This window comes from Acetivibrio cellulolyticus CD2 (genome assembly GCF_000179595.2).
GTDB classification, from domain to species: Bacteria; Bacillota; Clostridia; order Acetivibrionales; family Acetivibrionaceae; genus Acetivibrio; species Acetivibrio cellulolyticus.
The window spans coordinates 1,253,013-1,272,185 of sequence record NZ_JH556659.1; the positions used below are offsets into that span (position 1 = coordinate 1,253,013).

Below are 19,173 nucleotides of genomic sequence, written 5' to 3' on the forward strand. Positions count from 1 at the left end.
GAGTTAGTTATGGCTAAGGAAAAGAAAAATTTTGAGAAGTCTCTAGGTGAACTTGAAGACATCGTTGAAAAGCTTGAACGAGGTGAAATGTCACTTGATGAATCTATAGAGATATTTCAAAAAGGTGTTACCCTTTCAAAAGACTTAAGTAAAATGCTCGATGAGATTGAGAAAAAAATAACCGTACTCGTGGAAAATGAAAACGGTGAAGTAAAAGAAGAAGATTTTATTAAGTGATATTTTAGGTATTCCTAAGTATTAGCTTGATAAGACGGGGGATAAGGATGAATTTTAAAGAAAATCAGCAACGTTATGCAGACCTTGTAAACGCATTTTTGGATAACTACGTAAAGGAAAATGACTTGTTGGAAAAATCGGTTTACAGTGCAATGAGGTACAGTCTTTTAGCAGGAGGAAAAAGGCTTAGACCAGTTCTTGCACTTGCAGTATGTGAATTACTTGGCGGGGATATAAACGAGGTTATGCCGTTTGCCTGTGCTATTGAAATGGTTCATACATACTCACTTATACATGATGACCTTCCAGCAATGGACAATGATGACTTCAGAAGAGGGAAACTGACAAACCACAAGAAGTTTGGTGAGGCAATAGCTATTTTGGCTGGTGATGGTCTTTTAAACCTTGCCTTTGAGTTGATGATTGAAAGCACGGCAACAGATAATTGTAATAATGCTGTACAAAAGGTAAAGGCTATGTCCTATATTGCAAAATCATCTGGAATACATGGTATGATTGCGGGTCAGGTAATAGATACAGAATCAGAGAATAAAGAAGTTGCCTACGAAACTCTTGAGTATATGCATAAGTGTAAGACCGGTGCATTAATAAAAGCTCCTGTTGTTTCCTCTGCAATTATTTGCAATGCGTCTGAGGAGGACCTTCGAAGTTTGGAAGCATATGCCGGGAATTTGGGTTTGGCCTTCCAGATAAAGGATGATATACTGGATGTTGAAGGAAGCACAGAAAAGCTTGGAAAGAAGGTAGGCAGTGATGAGTCCAATAAGAAGACAACTTATGTAAGCCTTTATGGACTTGAAAAATCAAAACAAATGTTAAGGGAAACTACTGAGGAAGCAATAAAAAATATCGGAAAATTTGGTCCAAATGCTAATTTTTTAAGAGAACTTGCAGAATATCTAATTGTGAGGGAAATGTAATTATTAATTAAGGAATTTGAAAAACAAGTGTCCTATTATCGAGAGGGGTTAAATGCCCCTAGGTTTTCATTTTTGGGTTACAGGGGGATTTGAACAGGTGGAGATAGTAAATGCGATACTGCACAACAAAGCTATAACAGTACCGGCTTTTGCTTGGTTTTTGGCACAGCTTCTAAAAGTTATTAATGTCCTTTTAACTAGTAAAAAGATTGATTTTACCAGATTTGTAGGTTCTGGAGGTATGCCCAGTTCACATTCGGCATTTATTGTATCACTTGCTACTGTTATTGGTAAAATTAAAGGATTAGGTTCAGCGGAGTTTGGTATGGCAATAGCGGTAGCTTTGATAGTTATGTATGATGCGGCTGGGGTTAGAAGAGCTGCAGGCAAGCAGGCAAAGGCATTAAATCAGCTTATTTACTCACATAACGATAATATTAACTTTGATGAAAAATTGAAGGAGTTATTGGGGCATTCTCCTTTCGAAGTAGTTATGGGTGCGTTTTTAGGAATTATTATGGGAATTTGGCTTGGATAGTATGGATAAATATTGTATTTCCTTTGATGAAGTAAAATTAAAGAGTTTATAATACAATTAAATACAGGAGCATATGGAATAAAATCAGGGCATTAATAACTATAATACTATTGCCGCAAAATAAAAGCTTTTATTTAAGGTTAAAGGGGATATATAGATTATTGCGATTCTTTATCCCACAAAATTTGTATGGTATAATAATTACTTGTTATACAAATTATTCAATTTTTTCGGTCTAGTACTTAAAAAATTGCTTAATAATCAGGGTGGCGCAGTATTCTAGTCAGTACTGCCGGTTCTGAAGACGGGCCTAAAAATCCGTTTAAGGGCACATCGATGAAGTTCCTTGTGTTGGCTTGTTACGCCCAGTAGTGGGCTGATGCTGGGAGTTAAGGTTTAGGGGCGATCTGCAATGGCATGCGGGCGTTGACCCCTCTACCGTGGAGACCCTACCTTGTGGAAGAAAAGACACTGTGAGCATTTTTGCTCATTAATGTGCCACCTCAACCACGAGAAGGGAGTAAACCTGTTAGGCGGTTCCGTTAAGGTGCTGTGAACAGAGTAGCCTGCCTTGAGTGAAGTTGGTGGATAATGGTCAGGTGTACAAGTATTGGCCGATACAAGTACACTAAAGCAGTTTGAAACCACCTTTGCAAAAGAGGCTAGGAATCGGTCAGACTGTCGGGGAAAACTCCTAGACTGTTCTGTTAAGAGATACACTGGGGATTGCAGTGTGGACTAAGTGGTAATCAGGCCCCACTATTGGAAACAATGTGGCGGTTGGTTTAAAGGGAAACCGCTGATTTGGCGACATTTCAGCACCAACTGTGGAAACCATGCCTGACCTAAGCCGCAAAATTTACTCAGTGTATTTCCACCCTGTATTTAATTAGGATATCCAAATGTAAAGCAAATACAGTTGGTTATCTATATATGTATTTTGTGAGGATTGTAGTGAATCTATTCATTTACTTGACATTCGGAGGGAAGCTTGGTGGATGACAATTATAAACATCCTGCAAATGAAAGAAAAGTAAAGTTTCGAGCCAATGTTGTAGGTTCAAAAAAAGAAAACAGAAGATGGGTCATTTTTGTAACATTACTTACGTTTGTACTATCTTCAAGTTTATCGATTATATCCTCAACACTTTTAGAAGATGCGCATATATACATATCGTTTCTTATAGTGCTTATTATAATACTGATTGGTATTGTTTTTGATATTATAGGCATAGCGATGACGGCCGCAGATGAAACTCCATTTCATGCCATGGCATCGAGGAAGATGTATGGAGCAAAACAGGCTATTAAGCTAATAAGAAATGCCAACAAAGTTTCCAGCATATGTAACGATGTTGTAGGTGATATATGTGGTGTTATCAGCGGTGCTGCCAGTAGTTTTATAGTGGTAAAAATTGCGATGGGATCAAGCAGTACGGCAGAAACACTTGCAAGCATTGGAATTACCGGTACAGTTGCATCTCTGACTATTGGGGGAAAGGCCATCGGCAAGACAGTAGCAATAGAGAAAAGCAATTATATCGTTTATAAAGTTGCTGTAATATTAAAGTTTTTAATTGGAAGAATAAGCTATATAAAGTTTAAGCCTAAGGCGAAAAATAACCGAAAGTGAGATGAAACCTATTTGGCTAACTTTTTGGACAAAGTTAACTCACCAGATGATGTAAAAAAGCTCAATCTGGAAGAACTAAATGAATTGGCTGCTGAGATAAGAATGTTTTTGATTGAAAAGGTATCGAAAACAGGGGGACATCTTGCATCCAACCTGGGTGTAGTAGAGCTGACTTTAGCTCTTCATCGTGTATTTAATTCACCTACTGACAAGATTGTCTGGGATGTTGGTCACCAGTCTTATGTTCATAAAATAATTACAGGAAGAAAAGATAAATTTGATACGTTAAGAAAACTAGGAGGGCTATCGGGTTTTCCAAAGGTAAATGAAAGTGAGCATGACTCATTCAATACGGGCCACAGCAGCACTTCTATTTCTGCTGCTCTCGGAATTGCAAAGGCACGGGACTTGAAAAAGGAAAATAACTCGGTAATTGCTGTGATTGGAGATGGAGCCCTAACTGGGGGGATGGCGTTTGAAGCATTGAATAATGCAGGGCGTTTCCCTAATAATTTTATTGTAGTTTTGAATGACAATGAAATGTCTATTTCCAAGAATGTAGGTGGGCTATCCAAATATTTAAGCAAGATAAGGACTGAACCATTTTACTTTAAGGTTAAAGAGGATATTGACCTTATGTTAAACAAAATACCTGCAATTGGAAAAAGTGCTGCGAAAGCACTTGGCAGGGTTAAGGGATCAATTAAGTACGCAATAATGCCGGGAATAATTTTTGAAGAACTGGGATTTAAGTATTTAGGTCCTGTCGATGGGCATAATATAACAGAACTTGAAAAGCTGTTAACAGTGGCAAAGGGAATTAAAGGTCCTGTGCTTTTACATGTATCAACTCAGAAGGGAAAGGGGTATACATATGCTGAAGAAAACCCTCATGTTTTCCATGGAATTGCTCCTTTCGAGATTGAGACGGGTGAAGTAATTTCACACGGGGGACCAGGCTATTCTGAAATCTTTGGTCGCGAGCTTTCCAAGATAGCCCAAAATGATGAAAGTGTCGTAGCAATTTCAGCAGCAATGCCGCATGGAACAGGATTGGAGCTCTTTTCTAAGAAGTTTCCGGAAAGGTTTTTCGATGTAGGTATTGCAGAACAGCACGCGGTTACTTTTGCAGCTGGACTTGCCAGAAGTGGTATGAAGCCTGTTGTTGCACTATATTCTTCATTTTTGCAAAGGGCATATGATCAGGTACTTCATGATGTTGCAATACAGAATCTCCATGTTGTATTTGCTATAGACAGAGCCGGAATTGTAGGCGAAGACGGAGAAACTCATCAGGGGATATATGATATATCCTTTTTAAGTCATATTCCTAATATCACTATTTTGGCTCCATGTGACTACAACGATTTTACTCAGATGTTAAAATATGCATTAGAAGAGCATAATGGGCCGATTGCAATAAGGTATCCAAGAGGGAGAGGGCCGGAGAAGCTTATTGATACACCCAACGTTAAGTATGGACAATCCGTTCTTGTACGTGAAGGCAATAACATAACCATTGCTGCAATTGGAAATAAGCTGGAGACAGCACTAAATGTAGCTGATATGCTTGAAAAGCTGGATATTTCTTGCGATGTAATATATTCGAGGTTTATCAAACCTATTGATACAAACCTTCTTCTAAATTCTGCTATCAAGACAAGGCGTGTCATAACCATTGAGGATAATGCTATAGCGGGTGGATTTGGAAGCAAGGTGCTTGAGACAATGAATCAGAAGGGAATAAATATAAAGACTAAGATGTTTGGATATCCTGATCAATTCATACCTCATGGTTCAAAAAACGAACTTCAAAGCATATACAGGCTTGAAGAGCAGTCAATAGTGAATGATGTACTCAAGATAGTAAACAAGAGCAGAGTATAATATAGAATGCCTATTTTTTAGAAATTTGGAGGTTTGATTTTGAAAAAGGAAAGACTTGATGTCTTGCTTGTAAGCAAGGGACTTTTTGAAAGTAGGGAAAAGGCAAGAAGTTCAATAATGGCAGGTGTTGTTTTTGTATGTGGCAACAAAGAGGACAAGCCTGGGGTAAAGGTTGATGTGGATTCAGAGATTGTGATAAAAGAGAATGTACATCCCTATGTAAGCAGGGGAGGCCTGAAACTTGAAAAGGCGATAAGATCTTTTAATATAGATTTAAAAGGCAAGACAACAATGGACATAGGAGCTTCAACAGGAGGATTTACCGACTGTATGCTAAAGAACGGGGCAGCAAAGGTCTTTTCTGTAGATGTAGGATACGGCCAGTTGGCGTGGGAGCTAAGGAACGATGAACGCGTCGTATGTATGGAACGTACCAATATCAGATATGTTGAACCCCAACAATTGGGGACGTTGGTTGATTTTGCATCAGTTGATGTTTCGTTCATTTCACTAAAGAAAGTAATTCCTGTGGCAGTTAAGCTGCTAACCGAGGAAGGCGAATTGATGTGCTTGATTAAGCCACAGTTTGAAGCAGGCAGGGATAAAGTAGGCAAACATGGTGTTGTAAGGGATCCGAAGGTTCATGAAGATGTTATAAAGGATATTATCAATTTTTCTTTGGGAATCGGGCTTAAGGTAAGGGGATTGGATTTCTCACCTATAAAGGGGCCTGAAGGGAATATTGAGTATCTTATTTATCTTAGTAAGAAAGATGGCAGAGATGATTTAGAAGGTTTATATAATGATTCTGTTTATGTTGTTGAGAAGTCTCATGAGTTGTAATTAAGTATGAAAAAGCATTAGTGTAAAAAACTGCATCCTAAAGTGCAGTTTTTATTTTTTTTATAAGGGAGTAGAAATAAAAACAGTGAAAAATATAATTCAAGATAGGAATATAATTTCAGTAAATAAGCTAAAGATCTTTATAATTAACAGTCTTTTTAACTGTTGTTAATTTAGGCTTAACCAATAGCTTTTAATATAAGTGCATGAAATGTAGAGTTGATTATAAGAAGGAGGAAGTATATGTATAGGTTTGTAACAATGAGGTGCAGGTGCTGTGGTACTGTAATGTACAACTTGCCAGAAAATGAAATTAAAAAGATTAGGCATATAAATTTAGTTTGTGAAGATTGTGTTGAACATAATAACACTGAAATTTCCAACATTATAAATGATTCAGAATGTTTAATATACAATGGCAAAGGTTCTAAATGTAAACTTTTAGTTGATTAAAATTTCACTTATTGAATGCGCAAAAGTCTTATCCAAAACATTTCAGGGAATTTTCGATTTTCATCGTCCGAAATTATGAATTTTTTATTTCAAGTTTTATTCTAATCTATTATCATATTCCAAAAAAGTATTAATGCCAAAATATTATAGATATAGCAAGTATTCAGAGCAATTTTACAAAGATTTAAAAGTAACTTAACAAATTCTAACAGAAAACCAATAAGTTTTTTATAAAGAAGTAGTATTATGCAAATAAATAATTAATAAGGAGGCAAAACAATGAAAAATGAAACTAAGAAGAAGATAGGAGCTGTAGCGATTGGAAGCATATTGGTGATTTCAGCATTCGGAGCGCCTGGTATATATGCACAAAGAAAATCAATAGATTATACGGGCAAATGGGTAACTGGTGATTTCCATACACATACCTTTCTGACAGATGGCAGTGAAAAGGAAGAAGAAGTGGTAAAAAATGCTTTTAGCAAATATGGTTTGGATTGGATGGCTAATTCTGAACATGGTGGAACTTCTAAAAATGATCCATTTGGAAATGCTTTTCCTTCACCGGTTTCACGTTGGATTACACTAAGCTACTATTCTTATCCTATTATTAGCGCGCTTAGAGAAGAATACTCCAATAAAAAGCTTATACAAGGTGTAGAGTGGAATGTTCCATCCCATGAGCATGCTAGTGTGGGAATCATCTCCACCGGACCAGCAGCGATTAGTAATTTTGAATACATTTTTGATGCGAGTGATAAAGATACAAGCAGATCAAATGAAGGAATAACCAAGAATAATACAACTCATGAAGATGCAGTTGAAGGAGCAAAATGGCTGGAAGATAATTATAAAGATTCAAGCTATTTCATTCTAAACCACCCATCGAGGAAGCTTAAGTACTTAGTAACGGATATTCGTGATTTTAATGATGCTGCACCAAATGTGGCTTTCGGATTTGAAGGAATCCCTGGACATCAAAAGGAAAGCAGTCGTGGCGGTTACGAGAGTAGTGATAATAAGGCAAAGACTTATGGCGGTGTAGACTATATGGTAGCAAAAGTTGGCGGGCTATGGGATTCACTTTTAGGTGAAGGCAGAAATTTTTGGGTATTTGCCAATTCTGATTTTCATAATACTGACGGTGATTTCTGGCCTGGTGAGTATGAAAAAAACTATACTTTTGTTACAGGCAATGACTATAAGTCACTGGTTTCAGGATTTCGCTCAGGTAATTCCTTTGCTGTTGAGGGAGATTTAATCAATGGATTGGAATTTAGTGTTCAGAAAAATAAGAAAAAAGCGGTAATGGGAGAGAATTTGAAAGTATCAAAAGGTGACAATATACAAATCACAATAAGATTCAAAAGCCCGAAGTGTAATAACAATGGTGATAAGGTCAATGTGGATCATATTGATTTGATTGCAGGTGATGTGACGGGTAAAGCTAGCCCAGGTACTTACGGATATAGTAAGGATACTAATGAAACAACTAAAGTTATTGCAAGGTTTAGTGCAAAGAATTGGAAAAAAGACGATAGCGGATGGATTACTATTAAATATAATGTGAATAATATTGATAACAGTAAGTACTTTCGTTTAAGGGGGACCAATCTTGGTGTTGGGGTGGCTAATGAAACAGATGCTGAAGGTAATCCATTATGTGATGAGTTAGTTGGTGCAAATAATGCTAACAAAGCTTATGCTGATTTATGGTTTTATTCTAATCCAGTTTTCGTTTCAGTAAAGTAATAATATTATATTTAAGCTATGTGTTTGCTCAAGGGGAGGATAATATGATAAGCAAGTATTTAGAGAAAAGAGTTGAATTGGACTTATGTGAATTAATGAGGACTTCAAGCAAGATTCAATTAGAATACTATTTGGTTGAAAGTGAATATGATCAGAGATATGGTTATAGAGAAGACAAAGCTTATGGGGTAGAGATCAGCAAGAAAGAAAGAGATAGCTATGCTGAAAGTGAAACAGTTACGAATCTGTCCAATAGCAAGGAAAAGACTCAGGGGATATTAAGTATATTGGCAAGGAATACAGTAACACCTGTTCAACTTTTGTTCGTATTGGACGAGCTTATTGAATTATAAAAAATATGCACATTGAAAAAAGAGCGAAATGCTCTTTTTTTAGCTAAATTTATATAAAAGGAGAGGAGTGAAGAGTATGAAAGATTATATGGTGATTAATGCCAAAATTGTAACACCCCATGAGGTTATTAATAACGGGTGCGTTCTTATTAGAAATGGAATTATAGAATGTATAGAAGAATGTTGCAGGTCATATGTTCGGTCAGGTTCAACTGTATTTGATGCAAAAGGTAAGTGGCTTTTGCCTGGAATAGTTGATTTGCGCAGTGATGTAATTGAAAAAGAAATGGAACCTAAACGGGGGGTTTTTATGCCTCTAAAAATTGTGCTTTTTTCTCTGGAGAACAGGTTCTTATTACACGGAGTTACTTCAATTTATCACTCCTTAACAGTTAATGATGTAAGTTCAAGTTCAGATGTTCACAATACTGATGGAGTTTTTTCCAATATAAAAGGAATTAATAATTTAAAAAGGTATGGACTTTTAAGGCATTTTGTAAATGCAAGATATGATATTACTGGTAAGAAGTTTTGCCCAAAACTAATGGAAGTGGTAGATACTGGGAATGTAAACGTAATCTCGTTTGTTAATCATAAGGATGAATATGAAGAAAGAGTCAATAAAGATGTGGAAAAAACAAACGATCCACAACTATTGGATTTTATTGATTTGTTGGCTGAGAAGGCAAAAAAACATAAAATACCTATTATGACATACTATGATGATTCGCATGAAGAAATTGTATTAATGAAAAGCGATGGGGTTACAATAAGTGAGCTACCGCTTGATTTCAAGTCTGCAGAAAAAGAAGGGCAGTATGTAGTTGTTGGAGCACCAAACATTGTCAATGAAGATATGAATGCTGGAAATATGCGTTATGTTGATGCAGTTAAGAGTGGAGGTGCAAATATTCTCTGTTCTGATTATGTTCCTTCATCAATTATTCATGCAATATTTGTTTTGCATTATAAACATGGAATTAATATGTATAGTGCAGTAAATATGGCTACCCTAAATCCGGCTAAAGCCGCAGGTATTGATGATAAATTAGGCTCTATTGAGTGTGGAAAACAGGCTGATTTAGTCCTTGTAGGTGATAGAATACCTTTTGTTGAACAGATGTTTGTAAACGGAAAGAGAATTTTATGTATGGAGCGAAATAACATGATAAATCGACAATTATGGGCTACCGTTTAATCATTATTGTTTTTTTGCATTGCCAATCCGTGAGAGACTGTAGTTAGGATATGGGCACTAAAAATTATTGGGATTAACTTGCAGATATACTAGCAATTGAGTTGAACATATAATATAATTTAACTGTAATTCCATAAATATTTATTTATAAAACTAGGGGGGTATTTTTATGTGTAAAGTGTTAAAGGTCGGGTCTTTAATACTAACTGTCGTCATGCTTTGCCAACTTTTTGCGTCAATTCCATTATGTGCAGAAGGGCTTTACGGTGATTTAAACAGTGACGGTTCAGTAAATTCAATTGATTTTGCTTTACTAAGAGGATACTTGGTTGGAACAAGCAATGGCTCGCAGGGAACTGACTGGGAAAAATACGCTGATATATATCAGGATAACTCTATTAATTCACTTGACTTTGCAATTTTAAGAAGATATTTGTTGGGGATGACTAAGGTATTACCATTTATACCGGGTACATCTAACGTTACACCGAGCCCTACTCCAACAATATCATCAAGTCCTACTCCACAAGAGGAATGGATTCCTTATATCCCACAACCGGAAGATGTTGCTTTAAGTCTTGTAATAGATTGTTCATCCGGATCATATTTAAATGCCAAAAGATACATACAGGCAAACATAACCTTCCCTGATGGAGGATACAGAATTGCGGATGAAGGTCAACTTGTGTCTTCCACATCGGATTCTTCTCAATTTAATTACACAACATCAGGAGTAAAAATCGAGAAATATGTTGGACCTAACCCAGTAACACATGCTCTTATGAGTAAACAAATAAAGTATCAATTAGACGATACACTGAGTAAAAGAAATTATTTTAATTTCATAGTATATGATACAAGTGTTACTGAGTTCTATTTCACCAGTGATTCAGTTATAGCTCCAACACCTGTTCCGTTTGGTGCAACAGTTAATAAGAACTTTGTAGATGGAAATACCAAGTTTGCTGCAGATCTTTTTAAGAAATTCAGTGAAGAAGATTCGTGTAAAAACGTATTTTTCTCACCATTTAGCATATCTATGGCTTTATCAATGGTATACCAAGGTGCAGGTACTACTACTAAGGATTCTATTGCAAAAGCGCTTAATTACACGGGAATGAGTAATGAAGAAATTAATCAAAGTTATATAGATCATTTGAAATACTTCAAAAACTTATATCCTCAGGTTGAACTGAATGTTGCCAACTCAATATGGCTCAGGGAAGGCTTTGAAGCAAAAGAGAGCTTTATATCAAAAAACCAGGAAGTCTTTAATGCACAATGTTCTTACCTTGATTTCTCCGATCCTTCTTCATGTGATGTTATGAATAAGTGGATTTCTGATGCAACAAAAGGAAAGATAAGCAACATGGTTGAACCACCTATCCCTGCAGAAACTGTAATGAACCTTATAAATGCGATATATTTTAAAGGTAACTGGACAGATCAATTTGATATCAGTCAAACAACAGAAGGCACTTTTACGAATATCAATGGTAAAAAAGAGACAGTACAAATGATGCATAAATTCGATGATTACAATTATGCTGAAAACGATGAATTCAGAGCTATTGAACTTCCATATGGTTCAGGAAGTATTTCGATGTACTGTATTCTTCCTGAAGCCAGTAATGTAAACGATTTTATTGCTGAATTTGATAATAATAAGTGGACTGAAATAAAGAGTAAGCTTTCACATGGGTCAGATATTAATTTAAGTATTCCGCGCTTTAAGTTTGAATACAAACCTCAAAATGTGAAACAGAAACTAGCGGATTTAGGCATGGGTGAAGCGTTTTCAAGAAATGCCGATTTCTCCGGAATTGGCGAAAATGTTTGGATAGACAGTGTAACACACAAAGCTGTAATTGATATAAATGAAAAAGGAGCAGAGGCTGCAGCTGTAACAATAATAGGATTATTTGGCTCGGGAATGCCAAACTCCTTTATCGCTGACAAGCCATTTATGTTTATAATTGCAGATAACGTAACCGGTACTATTCTCTTTATGGGTAAGGTTGTTGATTTTTAGGAGAGTGCCTTTGATTTAGAAAGGACACATTGAATTTATCAGTGTGTCCTTTTACTTAAATTTGATGCAATGCTTCCAAACTTGATAAAAATATATTTGATACGACCTAAAAGAAGCTTGTTAGGTGGGGAGTTGAATTATAAATTCTGTTCCCTTACCAACCTCACTACTGACTTTAATGTCTCCATTATATAAGTTAACAATGTGCTTTACTATTGAAAGTCCTAAACCTGTGCCTCCCATGTCTCTAGACCTTCCTTTGTCAACCCTGTAAAAACGTTCAAATATTCTCGGTATATGATCAGGAGGTATACCAATTCCGGTATCTTTAACGGAAATTACAACTTTTCCTCCGACCCTTTGGGCATCAACTGTTACTGAGCCGGTTGGAATATTGTATTTAATTGCATTATCAACAAGGTTTAATACTAGTTGTTTCATTCTGTTTCTATTTGCTTTAATTAGTATTTTTTCATCTACAGTGTTATTGAGAAGTACATTTTTCTCAATTGCTATATTTTCCATAACTTCAAACACACCATCAATAATAGATTTTAAACTAAAGCTTTCCAGGTCAGTGTCGCTAAGTTTGTTCTCAATTTCAGACAAAGACAGAATATCGTTTATTAATTCATGAAGCCGCTCGGCTTCGATATCAATAATATCTAAAAATCTTTCAGATACATCAGGCTTATTGATAGCGCCGCTTTTTAGAGTTTCAATAAATCCCCTTATTGAAGTAATCGGAGTTTTGAGTTCGTGTGTTACATTTGAAACAAATTCAGTTCGTAGCTGCTCAAGCTTTCTTATCTTTGTTATGTCTTGAATAGATATAATCCATCCGGAGTTGCTAAGACTATCGTTTTTAGGCCTTATAGGTGATGTTTTAATGAGTAGAACTTTTTCGTCAAATGTAATTTCGGATTCAAGAGGAGAGTTTTGCTCTACAGATTCTTTTAAAATAAGGTTTAACCGGTTATTTCTAATATGGGCTGATAGGATATCACTGGTAACTTTGGCGTTTTTGTCCATGTTAAAAACGTCAAAGGCAGCAGGATTAATTAATATAATCTTATTGTTACTATCAACTGCAACGATGCCATATGTAATGTTTTCAACTATGGACTCAACTTCAACTTTTTTATTGTTAAGGTTAAATATTGTTTTTTCAAGTTTTGAAGCCATTTCATTAAATTGAAGAGCAAGCTGGCCTAATTCATCATTTGAAGTCAATAGTATTCTCTTTGAATAGTTTCCGTTAGATATTTCTTTTGAAGCATGGACTATATCATTAAGCGGCCGTATCAATGACTCTGCTATTCTTGAAGAAATGAATACAGTTAAAATCAGCGCTGATAAAATTATCAGGATGGAATAGAACCAAGCCATTCTGTCGATAATATTTAGCTGAATGAGTGGGACGGAAACCCGAACGATGACTTTTAATTGCTTAACCGGAATTGTCATATATAATAAATCAGAGTTTATTGTTGTACTGCTGCGAATATCCTTTCCAATACTTCCTTTTATAGCTTCTTGAATTTCTTTTCTAGTAGAATGGTTCTCCATTTTAGTATAATCAGCTTCAGAATCTCCTAAAACATTTCCGGAATAGTCTATGAAAGTCACTCTAAGATTATTATCTGGGTAACTGCTATTTTGATTTTGATTGCTCGCAAAGTCTTTTGCGATAAAGTTATAATCAATCATAGATTCATCACTTAAGTTCAACAAATAGTATTGTATTGAAAAGCCTATATTTTTAAGCTTGTTTTCAACCTCAGATTTGTAGTACTTTTTAGAAATTTGAGAAGTAAAAATAACTGTAAGGGTTAAAACAATTGCTATCAAAATCAAATAATATTTAAAGATTTTCTTCTTCATACTTTATCCTCTTTATCGCTAAATCGGTATCCTACACCTCTGACGGTTTCTATATACACAGGTGAATTGTCGTCATCCTCGATTTTTTGTCTTAGATATCTTATATGTACATCTACAGTTCGTGTTTCGCCATAATAGTCAAAACCCCATATTTTCTCTAAAAGCAATTCACGTGACAGGACTATTCCTTTATTTAAGATCAAAAGTTTCAATAGTTCAAATTCTTTATAGGTCATTTCAATGAGTTGTTTTTCTTTATAAACTTCATGTCTTGCAACGTCTATTGTTATTTTGCCAACTTTAATTTTTTCAGGGTTAGTTTCAACTGAATCTGCTTGCCGTCTGAATATAACTTTTATTCTTGCAATAAGCTCTCTTACGCTGAAGGGTTTTGTAATGTAATCTTCGGCACCAAGTTCTAGGCCTAAAACCTTATCAAACTCATCATTTTTTGCAGTCAACATAATGATGGGTATTTTTTTTAGTGAAGAGCTTTCTTTAATTCTCCTACAAACCTCAAGACCATCAATACCCGGCAGCATTATATCCAAAAGAAATAAATCCGGTTTCATGTTTTGACATTCACTGAGCATAGTCTCGCCACTATCAAAGCATTTAACATCATATCCGTTTTCTTTTAAATTAAATCCAATTAATTCCTGAATGTGTTTTTCGTCCTCAACAACATAAATCAACTTTTTTGACATATATCCACCATCCTGTTATCTATGCGTATCAAGAAAGTTTCTTGATACGGCAATTGACAAGTCTTTATTTACAGATATCCCTATTTCGTAGTTGAATTATTTCATTCAGCTTGATGAGAATCCCTGGCCAAATGATCATGTTCGCCTGTTACGTTATAAACAACCCATTCTCCGATGTTTGTAGCGTGATCAGCCATACGTTCAAGATATTTTGCGATTAGTATGAAATCTATAGCCTGTTCAACTGATCCAGGATCATTTTTAATAATATTTATAAGTTCAAGTGTTATTTTCATAAACAAATCATCAACCTCGTCATCACTATTGCATACAAATTTAGCGAGATCAATGTCCTGCTTAATATAGGCATCAATTGATTTGTTAACCATATGTTTTGCAAGCTCAGCCATTTTGGGAATATCTATTAACGGCTTGATATATTTTTCATTGGCCATCCGTAAAGTTATTTCAGCAATATCTGCTGAATGGTCAGCAATTCTCTCCATATCGGTAATAATCTTCAAAGCAGCACTTATAGTCCGTAGATCTTTAGCCAGAGGCTGTTGACGGGCGATAAGGTTCAGACAGCGCCTTTCTATTTTTTTCTCAAGATCATCAATAACATCATCATTCATAAATATTTTTCTTGCCAGCTCTATATCCTGCTTTTTTAAAGCAATTATGGTGTTTTCGATAGATTCTTCTACAAGGCTACCCATCGATATCATATCCATATGCAATTCTTCAAGCTCTCTATCAAAAAAACTTCTTGTCATAAACTTTCACATCTCCTTAAAATGTTATGTATAAAGGGGTAAATGAAATTTTACTTCCGATCTTTACAGGGCCTATTTGGAATAAATCTTGAGGAAGTTGTTATTTCATTATCCTAGCCGAATCTACCTGTAATATAATCCTCAGTTCTTTTATCTGCTGGAGTACTGAATATCTTTTCCGTACTGTCATATTCCACAATTTCTCCAAGCAGAAAGAACGCTGTTTTGTCGGATATACGGCCTGCTTGCTGCATATTATGTGTAACAATAATTATAGTATAATTACTTTTTAGTTCTTCTATTAAGTCTTCAATTTTCAAAGTTGACAGGGGATCGAGTGCTGAAGTGGGTTCATCCATCAACACTACATCAGGTTCTACTGCTAACACTCTTGCTATACATAGTCTTTGCTGCTGTCCTCCCGATAGTCCTAAAGCACTTTGCTTAAGACGGTCTTTTACCTCATCCCAAAGTGCCGCACCTTTTAAACTTTTTTCAACAATTTCGTCAAGCTTTGATTTTGACTTTATACCATGTATTTTAGGCCCATATGCAATGTTTTCATATATTGACATTGGAAACGGATTGGGTTTTTGAAATACCATGCCTATCCGTTTTCTTAATTCAACTATATCATATTCCTTATACACGTTCAAACCATCGAAGTAAACATCTCCCGTAATTTTAACACTTGGGACCAAATCATTCATTCTGTTGAGTGACTTCAAAAATGTAGATTTACCACAGCCCGAAGGCCCAATCAAAGCAGTGACTTGCCTGTCAAAAATATTTATATTTATGTTTTTTAATGCGTGACTGCTCCCGTAAAACAGGTTTAGGTCTTTGGCAGATACCTTTATTTTATTATTAACCATCTTGCTGACGTCCTTTCCTTGCTTTATTATGTTCCTATAGTAGATTTTTTTATTCTTTTTGCTATTAAACTGGTAATAGAATTGATTATTGCAACTGTAATTATAAGAATTGTTGCAGTTGAAAAAGCTTCTTCAAATGAAAGCCCTTCTTTTGCCAGCATATACAAATGGACAGACAGCGTTCTGCCTGAATCCATAACACCTTGTGGAAATTTTGCAACCATACCTGCAGTAAGATATACAGCGGCTGTTTCGCCAACAATTCTACCTATGCTAAGTATAACTGAGTTCAGTATACCTGGAATTGCACTTGGTAGTACGACTCTGATGATAGTTTGAAGTTTGGTTGCACCTAAAGCAAGACTTCCTTCCCTAAAAGATACGGGTACAGTTTTGAGTGCTTCTTCCGTTGTTCGAATTATTGTTGGAAGAACCATAATACTTAAAGTTAATGCTCCCGCTAAAAGTGAAAACCCGAACTTTAGGGAAGTCACAAAAAAGATAAATCCGAACAGTCCGTAAATTATCGAAGGTATTCCTTGTAGTGTTTCTGTTGCAAAACGAATCAGCTTGAGTATCTTGCCAGGTTTTGAGTATTCTACAAGGTAAATGGCAGAAAATATACCTATAGGTGTTGAGATGATTACAGACAATAAAACTATATATAGAGTATTTACAATCATTGGCAAGATTCCGTGTTTAGTTCCTTTGTATTGGGAAAAAACAAAATCGAGGCTCAGGTGGCTAATTCCATTAATTAAAATGTATATAAGAATCCAGGCCAATATGCCTACTGTTATAAGCCCACAGAGCCAAATAAGTGCTTTTAAAAATCTATCTTTTATCTTCCTCATCTTCAATTGCTTTCACCTGCCTTGCGGATAAATACATTCAGGATAATATTCAAGATCATGATAAATATAAACAGTACAACTCCTGTAGCAAAAAGTGATTCCTGGTGTAGTCCCTGTGCATATCCCATTTCGATTGCAATGTTTGAAGTAAGGGTCCTGGCGCGGTCAAAAAGGGAATTGGGAATTTGAGGTGTATTTCCGATAACAAGAATTACAGCCATTGTTTCGCCAATAGCTCTTCCCATGCCAAGTACAATTGCTGCAAAAATACCAGATTTTGCAGCCGGTAGAATAACTTTAAAAATAGTCTCAATATGTGAGGCTCCCAATGCCAGAGAACCTTCTTTATATTCTTTGGGAACAGCTCTTATTGACGTTTCTGATATACTTACTATTGTGGGGAGTATCATTATTCCGAGAATAATAATTGCTGCTAACAAGCTGTTACCCCCGCCTCCAAAATTTCTATCAATTAAAGGTACTAAAACAATAAGTCCAAAAAATCCATATACTACAGATGGAATTCCTGCCAACAGATCAACTGCTGGTCTTATTATTCCAGAAAGTCTTTTAGGTGAAATTTCTGCTAGAAGGACTGCTGTCATTAATCCAATTGTAACACCTATCAAAGTGGCTCCAAGAGTGACCATCAGAGACGACAATATCATTGGAAATATGCCAAACTTACCTTCAAGTGGTTTCCATTCCATACCGAAAATAATGTCCGTTAAACCTACTTTAAAAAAAATAGGAATACCGTTTGCAAAAATAAAAACAGTTATAATAATAAGTGATAGTATAGAGATAAGAGAACATATTAAAAATGTTTTTTCTGTCAGTGTCTCAAATATTGATTTGTATTTTTTATTTTTGTTTTTAACGCTGGCATCCTTATCTAGGTACATTGGGGCATTTATTGACTTGTTATCTGAATGTTCAGCTATTTCATTTATTGCCATTAATATATCACCAACCAATCTAAAGCTTTATTGCACAACTAATTCTTAGTTTTTTAATTGTTAAAAATATTTTACCAAAGATAAAGTGTATGGGTTCTACCAATCTATATTCGAATACCCCCTGACCTTTAAATTTGGAACAGGGGGAGGAGGTATTTAATTGATTAAATTGACTTATTTAACTGAAATATAGTCCTCTGATACTACTTTTTGACCTTCTTCACCAAGAATGAAATCTAAGAACTCTTTTGATTCTTTTTTTGCCTCACCCTTAGTTAACATAAGAAATGGTCTTGATATTGAATATTTACCTAATTTGACGTTTTCTTCAGTGGCTTCCACACCATCAAGTTTTAACTTCTTAACCTTTGTTTCATCTACCATACCTATGGACATATACCCGATTGCGTTGTCTTTACCTGCAACATTTGCCATAACAGATCCATTACCCTCTGCTACAAGGGCATTAGCAACTACTAAGGATATTGTTTTATCGCCCTCTTTTTTCTCAAGTTTCAAAAGTTCTTCGAAAGCTCCACGAGTTCCAGAGCCTGCTTCACGGCTTACAACAATAATTTCCTTATTATCACCGCCAACTTCACTCCAGTTTTTTATTTCACCTTTGAATATTTTTACAATCTGATCTTTTGTTAAATCTCCAACTTTATTATTAGAACTAGCTATAACGGCAATACCATCAAGTGCGATTGTTGTTTCAGTTAAGTTCCATGCTTTTTCTTCAGTTTTAAGCTCCCTGGATGATGTACCGATATCACAAGTACCATCATTTACTGCTTTAATTCCAGCCGTTGATCCGACACCTTGTATTTCTATATTTACTTGAGGCTGGCTTTCATTATATTTTTCTGCCAACTTTTCAGCTAATGGCTGGACAGATGTTGAACCAACAATAGATATTTTTGAAACATTGCTTTTGCTTTGGCCTGCACATCCTGTGAGAACCAATGTACTGCATAGTGCTGCTACAGCTAATTTACAAATCACATTTCTTTTAATAATATTGTTCATTATTTCACCCCTGATATTTTCTGATTTTATAATAGTATTCATTATTTCCTCCCATTTATTTTTTATGATTTTATATTAATAAAGCGAGGTTAATGCTAAATTAAGGTACTGTTAAATTTATGTTAAGGGTTTTTAGTGATTCATTTTTAGTATTGAATAGAATCAATTGTTTGGCGGGGTAAAAGAGTAAACATAATAAAAATGAGGTGGCTAAATGCTAAA

Annotated in this window: 18 protein-coding genes; 11 read left to right on the plus strand and 7 right to left on the minus strand. The window is 35.4% G+C overall.

Translation table 11 applies throughout. The features are described 5' to 3' along the window. The first annotated feature begins 9 nt into the window (after nucleotides 1-9). The 11 genes from xseB (at nucleotide 10) to ACECE_RS0225560 (ending at nucleotide 11,867) form a co-directional block, all read left to right on the plus strand. Nucleotides 10-237 (plus strand): exodeoxyribonuclease VII small subunit, encoded by a 228-nt coding sequence (gene xseB / locus ACECE_RS0225510; protein ID WP_010252613.1) that lies wholly within the window; start codon nucleotides 10-12, stop codon nucleotides 235-237. 47 nt (nucleotides 238-284) lie between these two features. Further along, nucleotides 285-1,178, plus strand: a complete 894-nt coding sequence (locus tag ACECE_RS0225515) for a polyprenyl synthetase family protein (protein ID WP_010252615.1) — start codon at nucleotides 285-287, stop codon at nucleotides 1,176-1,178. A 97-nt stretch (nucleotides 1,179-1,275) separates the two neighbouring features. Further along, nucleotides 1,276-1,716: a divergent PAP2 family protein gene (locus tag ACECE_RS0225520; protein ID WP_026074005.1), complete on the plus strand. Its 441-nt coding sequence runs from the start codon at nucleotides 1,276-1,278 to the stop codon at nucleotides 1,714-1,716. A gap of 994 nt (nucleotides 1,717-2,710) precedes the next feature. Beyond that, complete coding sequence (locus ACECE_RS0225525; protein ID WP_010252620.1) at nucleotides 2,711-3,349, plus strand: hypothetical protein; 639 nt, start codon at nucleotides 2,711-2,713, stop codon at nucleotides 3,347-3,349. 24 nt (nucleotides 3,350-3,373) lie between these two features. Then, nucleotides 3,374-5,236: a 1-deoxy-D-xylulose-5-phosphate synthase gene (dxs, locus tag ACECE_RS0225530; protein WP_026074006.1), complete on the plus strand. Its 1,863-nt coding sequence runs from the start codon at nucleotides 3,374-3,376 to the stop codon at nucleotides 5,234-5,236. Between the two features lie 39 nt (nucleotides 5,237-5,275). Next, nucleotides 5,276-6,079, plus strand: a complete 804-nt coding sequence (locus ACECE_RS0225535) for a TlyA family RNA methyltransferase (RefSeq protein WP_010252624.1) — start codon at nucleotides 5,276-5,278, stop codon at nucleotides 6,077-6,079. Between the two features lie 243 nt (nucleotides 6,080-6,322). Continuing rightward, nucleotides 6,323-6,532 (plus strand): hypothetical protein, encoded by a 210-nt coding sequence (locus tag ACECE_RS28835; protein WP_010252625.1) that lies wholly within the window; start codon nucleotides 6,323-6,325, stop codon nucleotides 6,530-6,532. 279 nt (nucleotides 6,533-6,811) lie between these two features. Beyond that, a complete protein-coding gene (locus tag ACECE_RS0225545) occupies nucleotides 6,812-8,284 on the plus strand; it encodes a CehA/McbA family metallohydrolase domain-containing protein (protein WP_010252626.1) in 1,473 nt (490 codons plus the stop codon). A 44-nt stretch (nucleotides 8,285-8,328) separates the two neighbouring features. Then, complete coding sequence (locus ACECE_RS0225550; RefSeq protein WP_010252627.1) at nucleotides 8,329-8,637, plus strand: DUF6514 family protein; 309 nt, start codon at nucleotides 8,329-8,331, stop codon at nucleotides 8,635-8,637. Nucleotides 8,638-8,713: 76 nt separating this feature from the next. After that, nucleotides 8,714-9,835: an amidohydrolase family protein gene (locus ACECE_RS0225555; protein ID WP_010252628.1), complete on the plus strand. Its 1,122-nt coding sequence runs from the start codon at nucleotides 8,714-8,716 to the stop codon at nucleotides 9,833-9,835. A 169-nt stretch (nucleotides 9,836-10,004) separates the two neighbouring features. Further along, nucleotides 10,005-11,867, plus strand: a complete 1,863-nt coding sequence (locus tag ACECE_RS0225560) for a serpin family protein (protein WP_010252629.1) — start codon at nucleotides 10,005-10,007, stop codon at nucleotides 11,865-11,867. A gap of 120 nt (nucleotides 11,868-11,987) precedes the next feature. On the opposite strand, the gene pnpS is transcribed toward ACECE_RS0225560, so the two are convergent. The 7 genes from pnpS to ACECE_RS0225595 all read right to left on the minus strand — a co-directional run bounded on the left by pnpS (nucleotide 11,988) and on the right by ACECE_RS0225595 (nucleotide 18,993). Beyond that, nucleotides 11,988-13,751, minus strand: a complete 1,764-nt coding sequence (pnpS, locus tag ACECE_RS0225565) for a two-component system histidine kinase PnpS (RefSeq protein ID WP_010252630.1) — start codon at nucleotides 13,749-13,751, stop codon at nucleotides 11,988-11,990. Further along, nucleotides 13,748-14,458 (minus strand): response regulator transcription factor, encoded by a 711-nt coding sequence (locus ACECE_RS0225570; protein WP_010252631.1) that lies wholly within the window; start codon nucleotides 14,456-14,458, stop codon nucleotides 13,748-13,750. Before ACECE_RS0225570 ends, pnpS begins: the two co-directional genes overlap by 4 nt. A 101-nt stretch (nucleotides 14,459-14,559) precedes the next feature. Beyond that, the gene (phoU, locus tag ACECE_RS0225575) at nucleotides 14,560-15,234 is read right to left on the minus strand and encodes a phosphate signaling complex protein PhoU (RefSeq protein WP_010252632.1); all 675 of its coding nucleotides are present in this window, start codon (nucleotides 15,232-15,234) and stop codon (nucleotides 14,560-14,562) included. Nucleotides 15,235-15,347: 113 nt separating this feature from the next. Further along, nucleotides 15,348-16,109 carry a phosphate ABC transporter ATP-binding protein PstB gene (pstB, locus tag ACECE_RS0225580; RefSeq protein ID WP_010252633.1) on the minus strand — a complete coding sequence of 254 codons (762 nt, stop codon included), beginning with the start codon at nucleotides 16,107-16,109 and terminating at the stop codon, nucleotides 15,348-15,350. A gap of 26 nt (nucleotides 16,110-16,135) precedes the next feature. Then, nucleotides 16,136-16,963 carry a phosphate ABC transporter permease PstA gene (gene pstA / locus ACECE_RS0225585; RefSeq protein WP_040429022.1) on the minus strand — a complete coding sequence of 276 codons (828 nt, stop codon included), beginning with the start codon at nucleotides 16,961-16,963 and terminating at the stop codon, nucleotides 16,136-16,138. 2 nt (nucleotides 16,964-16,965) lie between these two features. Beyond that, complete coding sequence (gene pstC / locus ACECE_RS0225590; RefSeq protein ID WP_051033607.1) at nucleotides 16,966-17,868, minus strand: phosphate ABC transporter permease subunit PstC; 903 nt, start codon at nucleotides 17,866-17,868, stop codon at nucleotides 16,966-16,968. Between the two features lie 228 nt (nucleotides 17,869-18,096). Further along, on the minus strand, nucleotides 18,097-18,993 hold the full coding sequence (locus ACECE_RS0225595) for a phosphate ABC transporter substrate-binding protein (protein ID WP_010252639.1): 897 nt from the start codon (nucleotides 18,991-18,993) through the stop codon (nucleotides 18,097-18,099). Nucleotides 18,994-19,173: the final 180 nt, after the last annotated feature.

Coding starts and splice junctions, on each gene's coding strand:
- ACECE_RS28835 (WP_010252625.1), top strand. CDS start 6,323: ATGTATAGGTTTGTAACAATGAGGTGCAGGTGCTGTGGTACTGTAATG.
- ACECE_RS0225595 (WP_010252639.1), bottom strand. CDS start 18,993: ATGAATACTATTATAAAATCAGAAAATATCAGGGGTGAAATAATGAAC.
- xseB (WP_010252613.1), top strand. CDS start 10: ATGGCTAAGGAAAAGAAAAATTTTGAGAAGTCTCTAGGTGAACTTGAA.
- pstB (WP_010252633.1), bottom strand. CDS start 16,109: ATGGTTAATAATAAAATAAAGGTATCTGCCAAAGACCTAAACCTGTTT.
- pnpS (WP_010252630.1), bottom strand. CDS start 13,751: ATGAAGAAGAAAATCTTTAAATATTATTTGATTTTGATAGCAATTGTT.
- ACECE_RS0225560 (WP_010252629.1), top strand. CDS start 10,005: ATGTGTAAAGTGTTAAAGGTCGGGTCTTTAATACTAACTGTCGTCATG.
- ACECE_RS0225555 (WP_010252628.1), top strand. CDS start 8,714: ATGAAAGATTATATGGTGATTAATGCCAAAATTGTAACACCCCATGAG.
- pstC (WP_051033607.1), bottom strand. CDS start 17,868: ATGTACCTAGATAAGGATGCCAGCGTTAAAAACAAAAATAAAAAATAC.
- pstA (WP_040429022.1), bottom strand. CDS start 16,963: ATGAGGAAGATAAAAGATAGATTTTTAAAAGCACTTATTTGGCTCTGT.
- ACECE_RS0225545 (WP_010252626.1), top strand. CDS start 6,812: ATGAAAAATGAAACTAAGAAGAAGATAGGAGCTGTAGCGATTGGAAGC.
- ACECE_RS0225550 (WP_010252627.1), top strand. CDS start 8,329: ATGATAAGCAAGTATTTAGAGAAAAGAGTTGAATTGGACTTATGTGAA.
- ACECE_RS0225570 (WP_010252631.1), bottom strand. CDS start 14,458: ATGTCAAAAAAGTTGATTTATGTTGTTGAGGACGAAAAACACATTCAG.
- phoU (WP_010252632.1), bottom strand. CDS start 15,234: ATGACAAGAAGTTTTTTTGATAGAGAGCTTGAAGAATTGCATATGGAT.
- ACECE_RS0225515 (WP_010252615.1), top strand. CDS start 285: ATGAATTTTAAAGAAAATCAGCAACGTTATGCAGACCTTGTAAACGCA.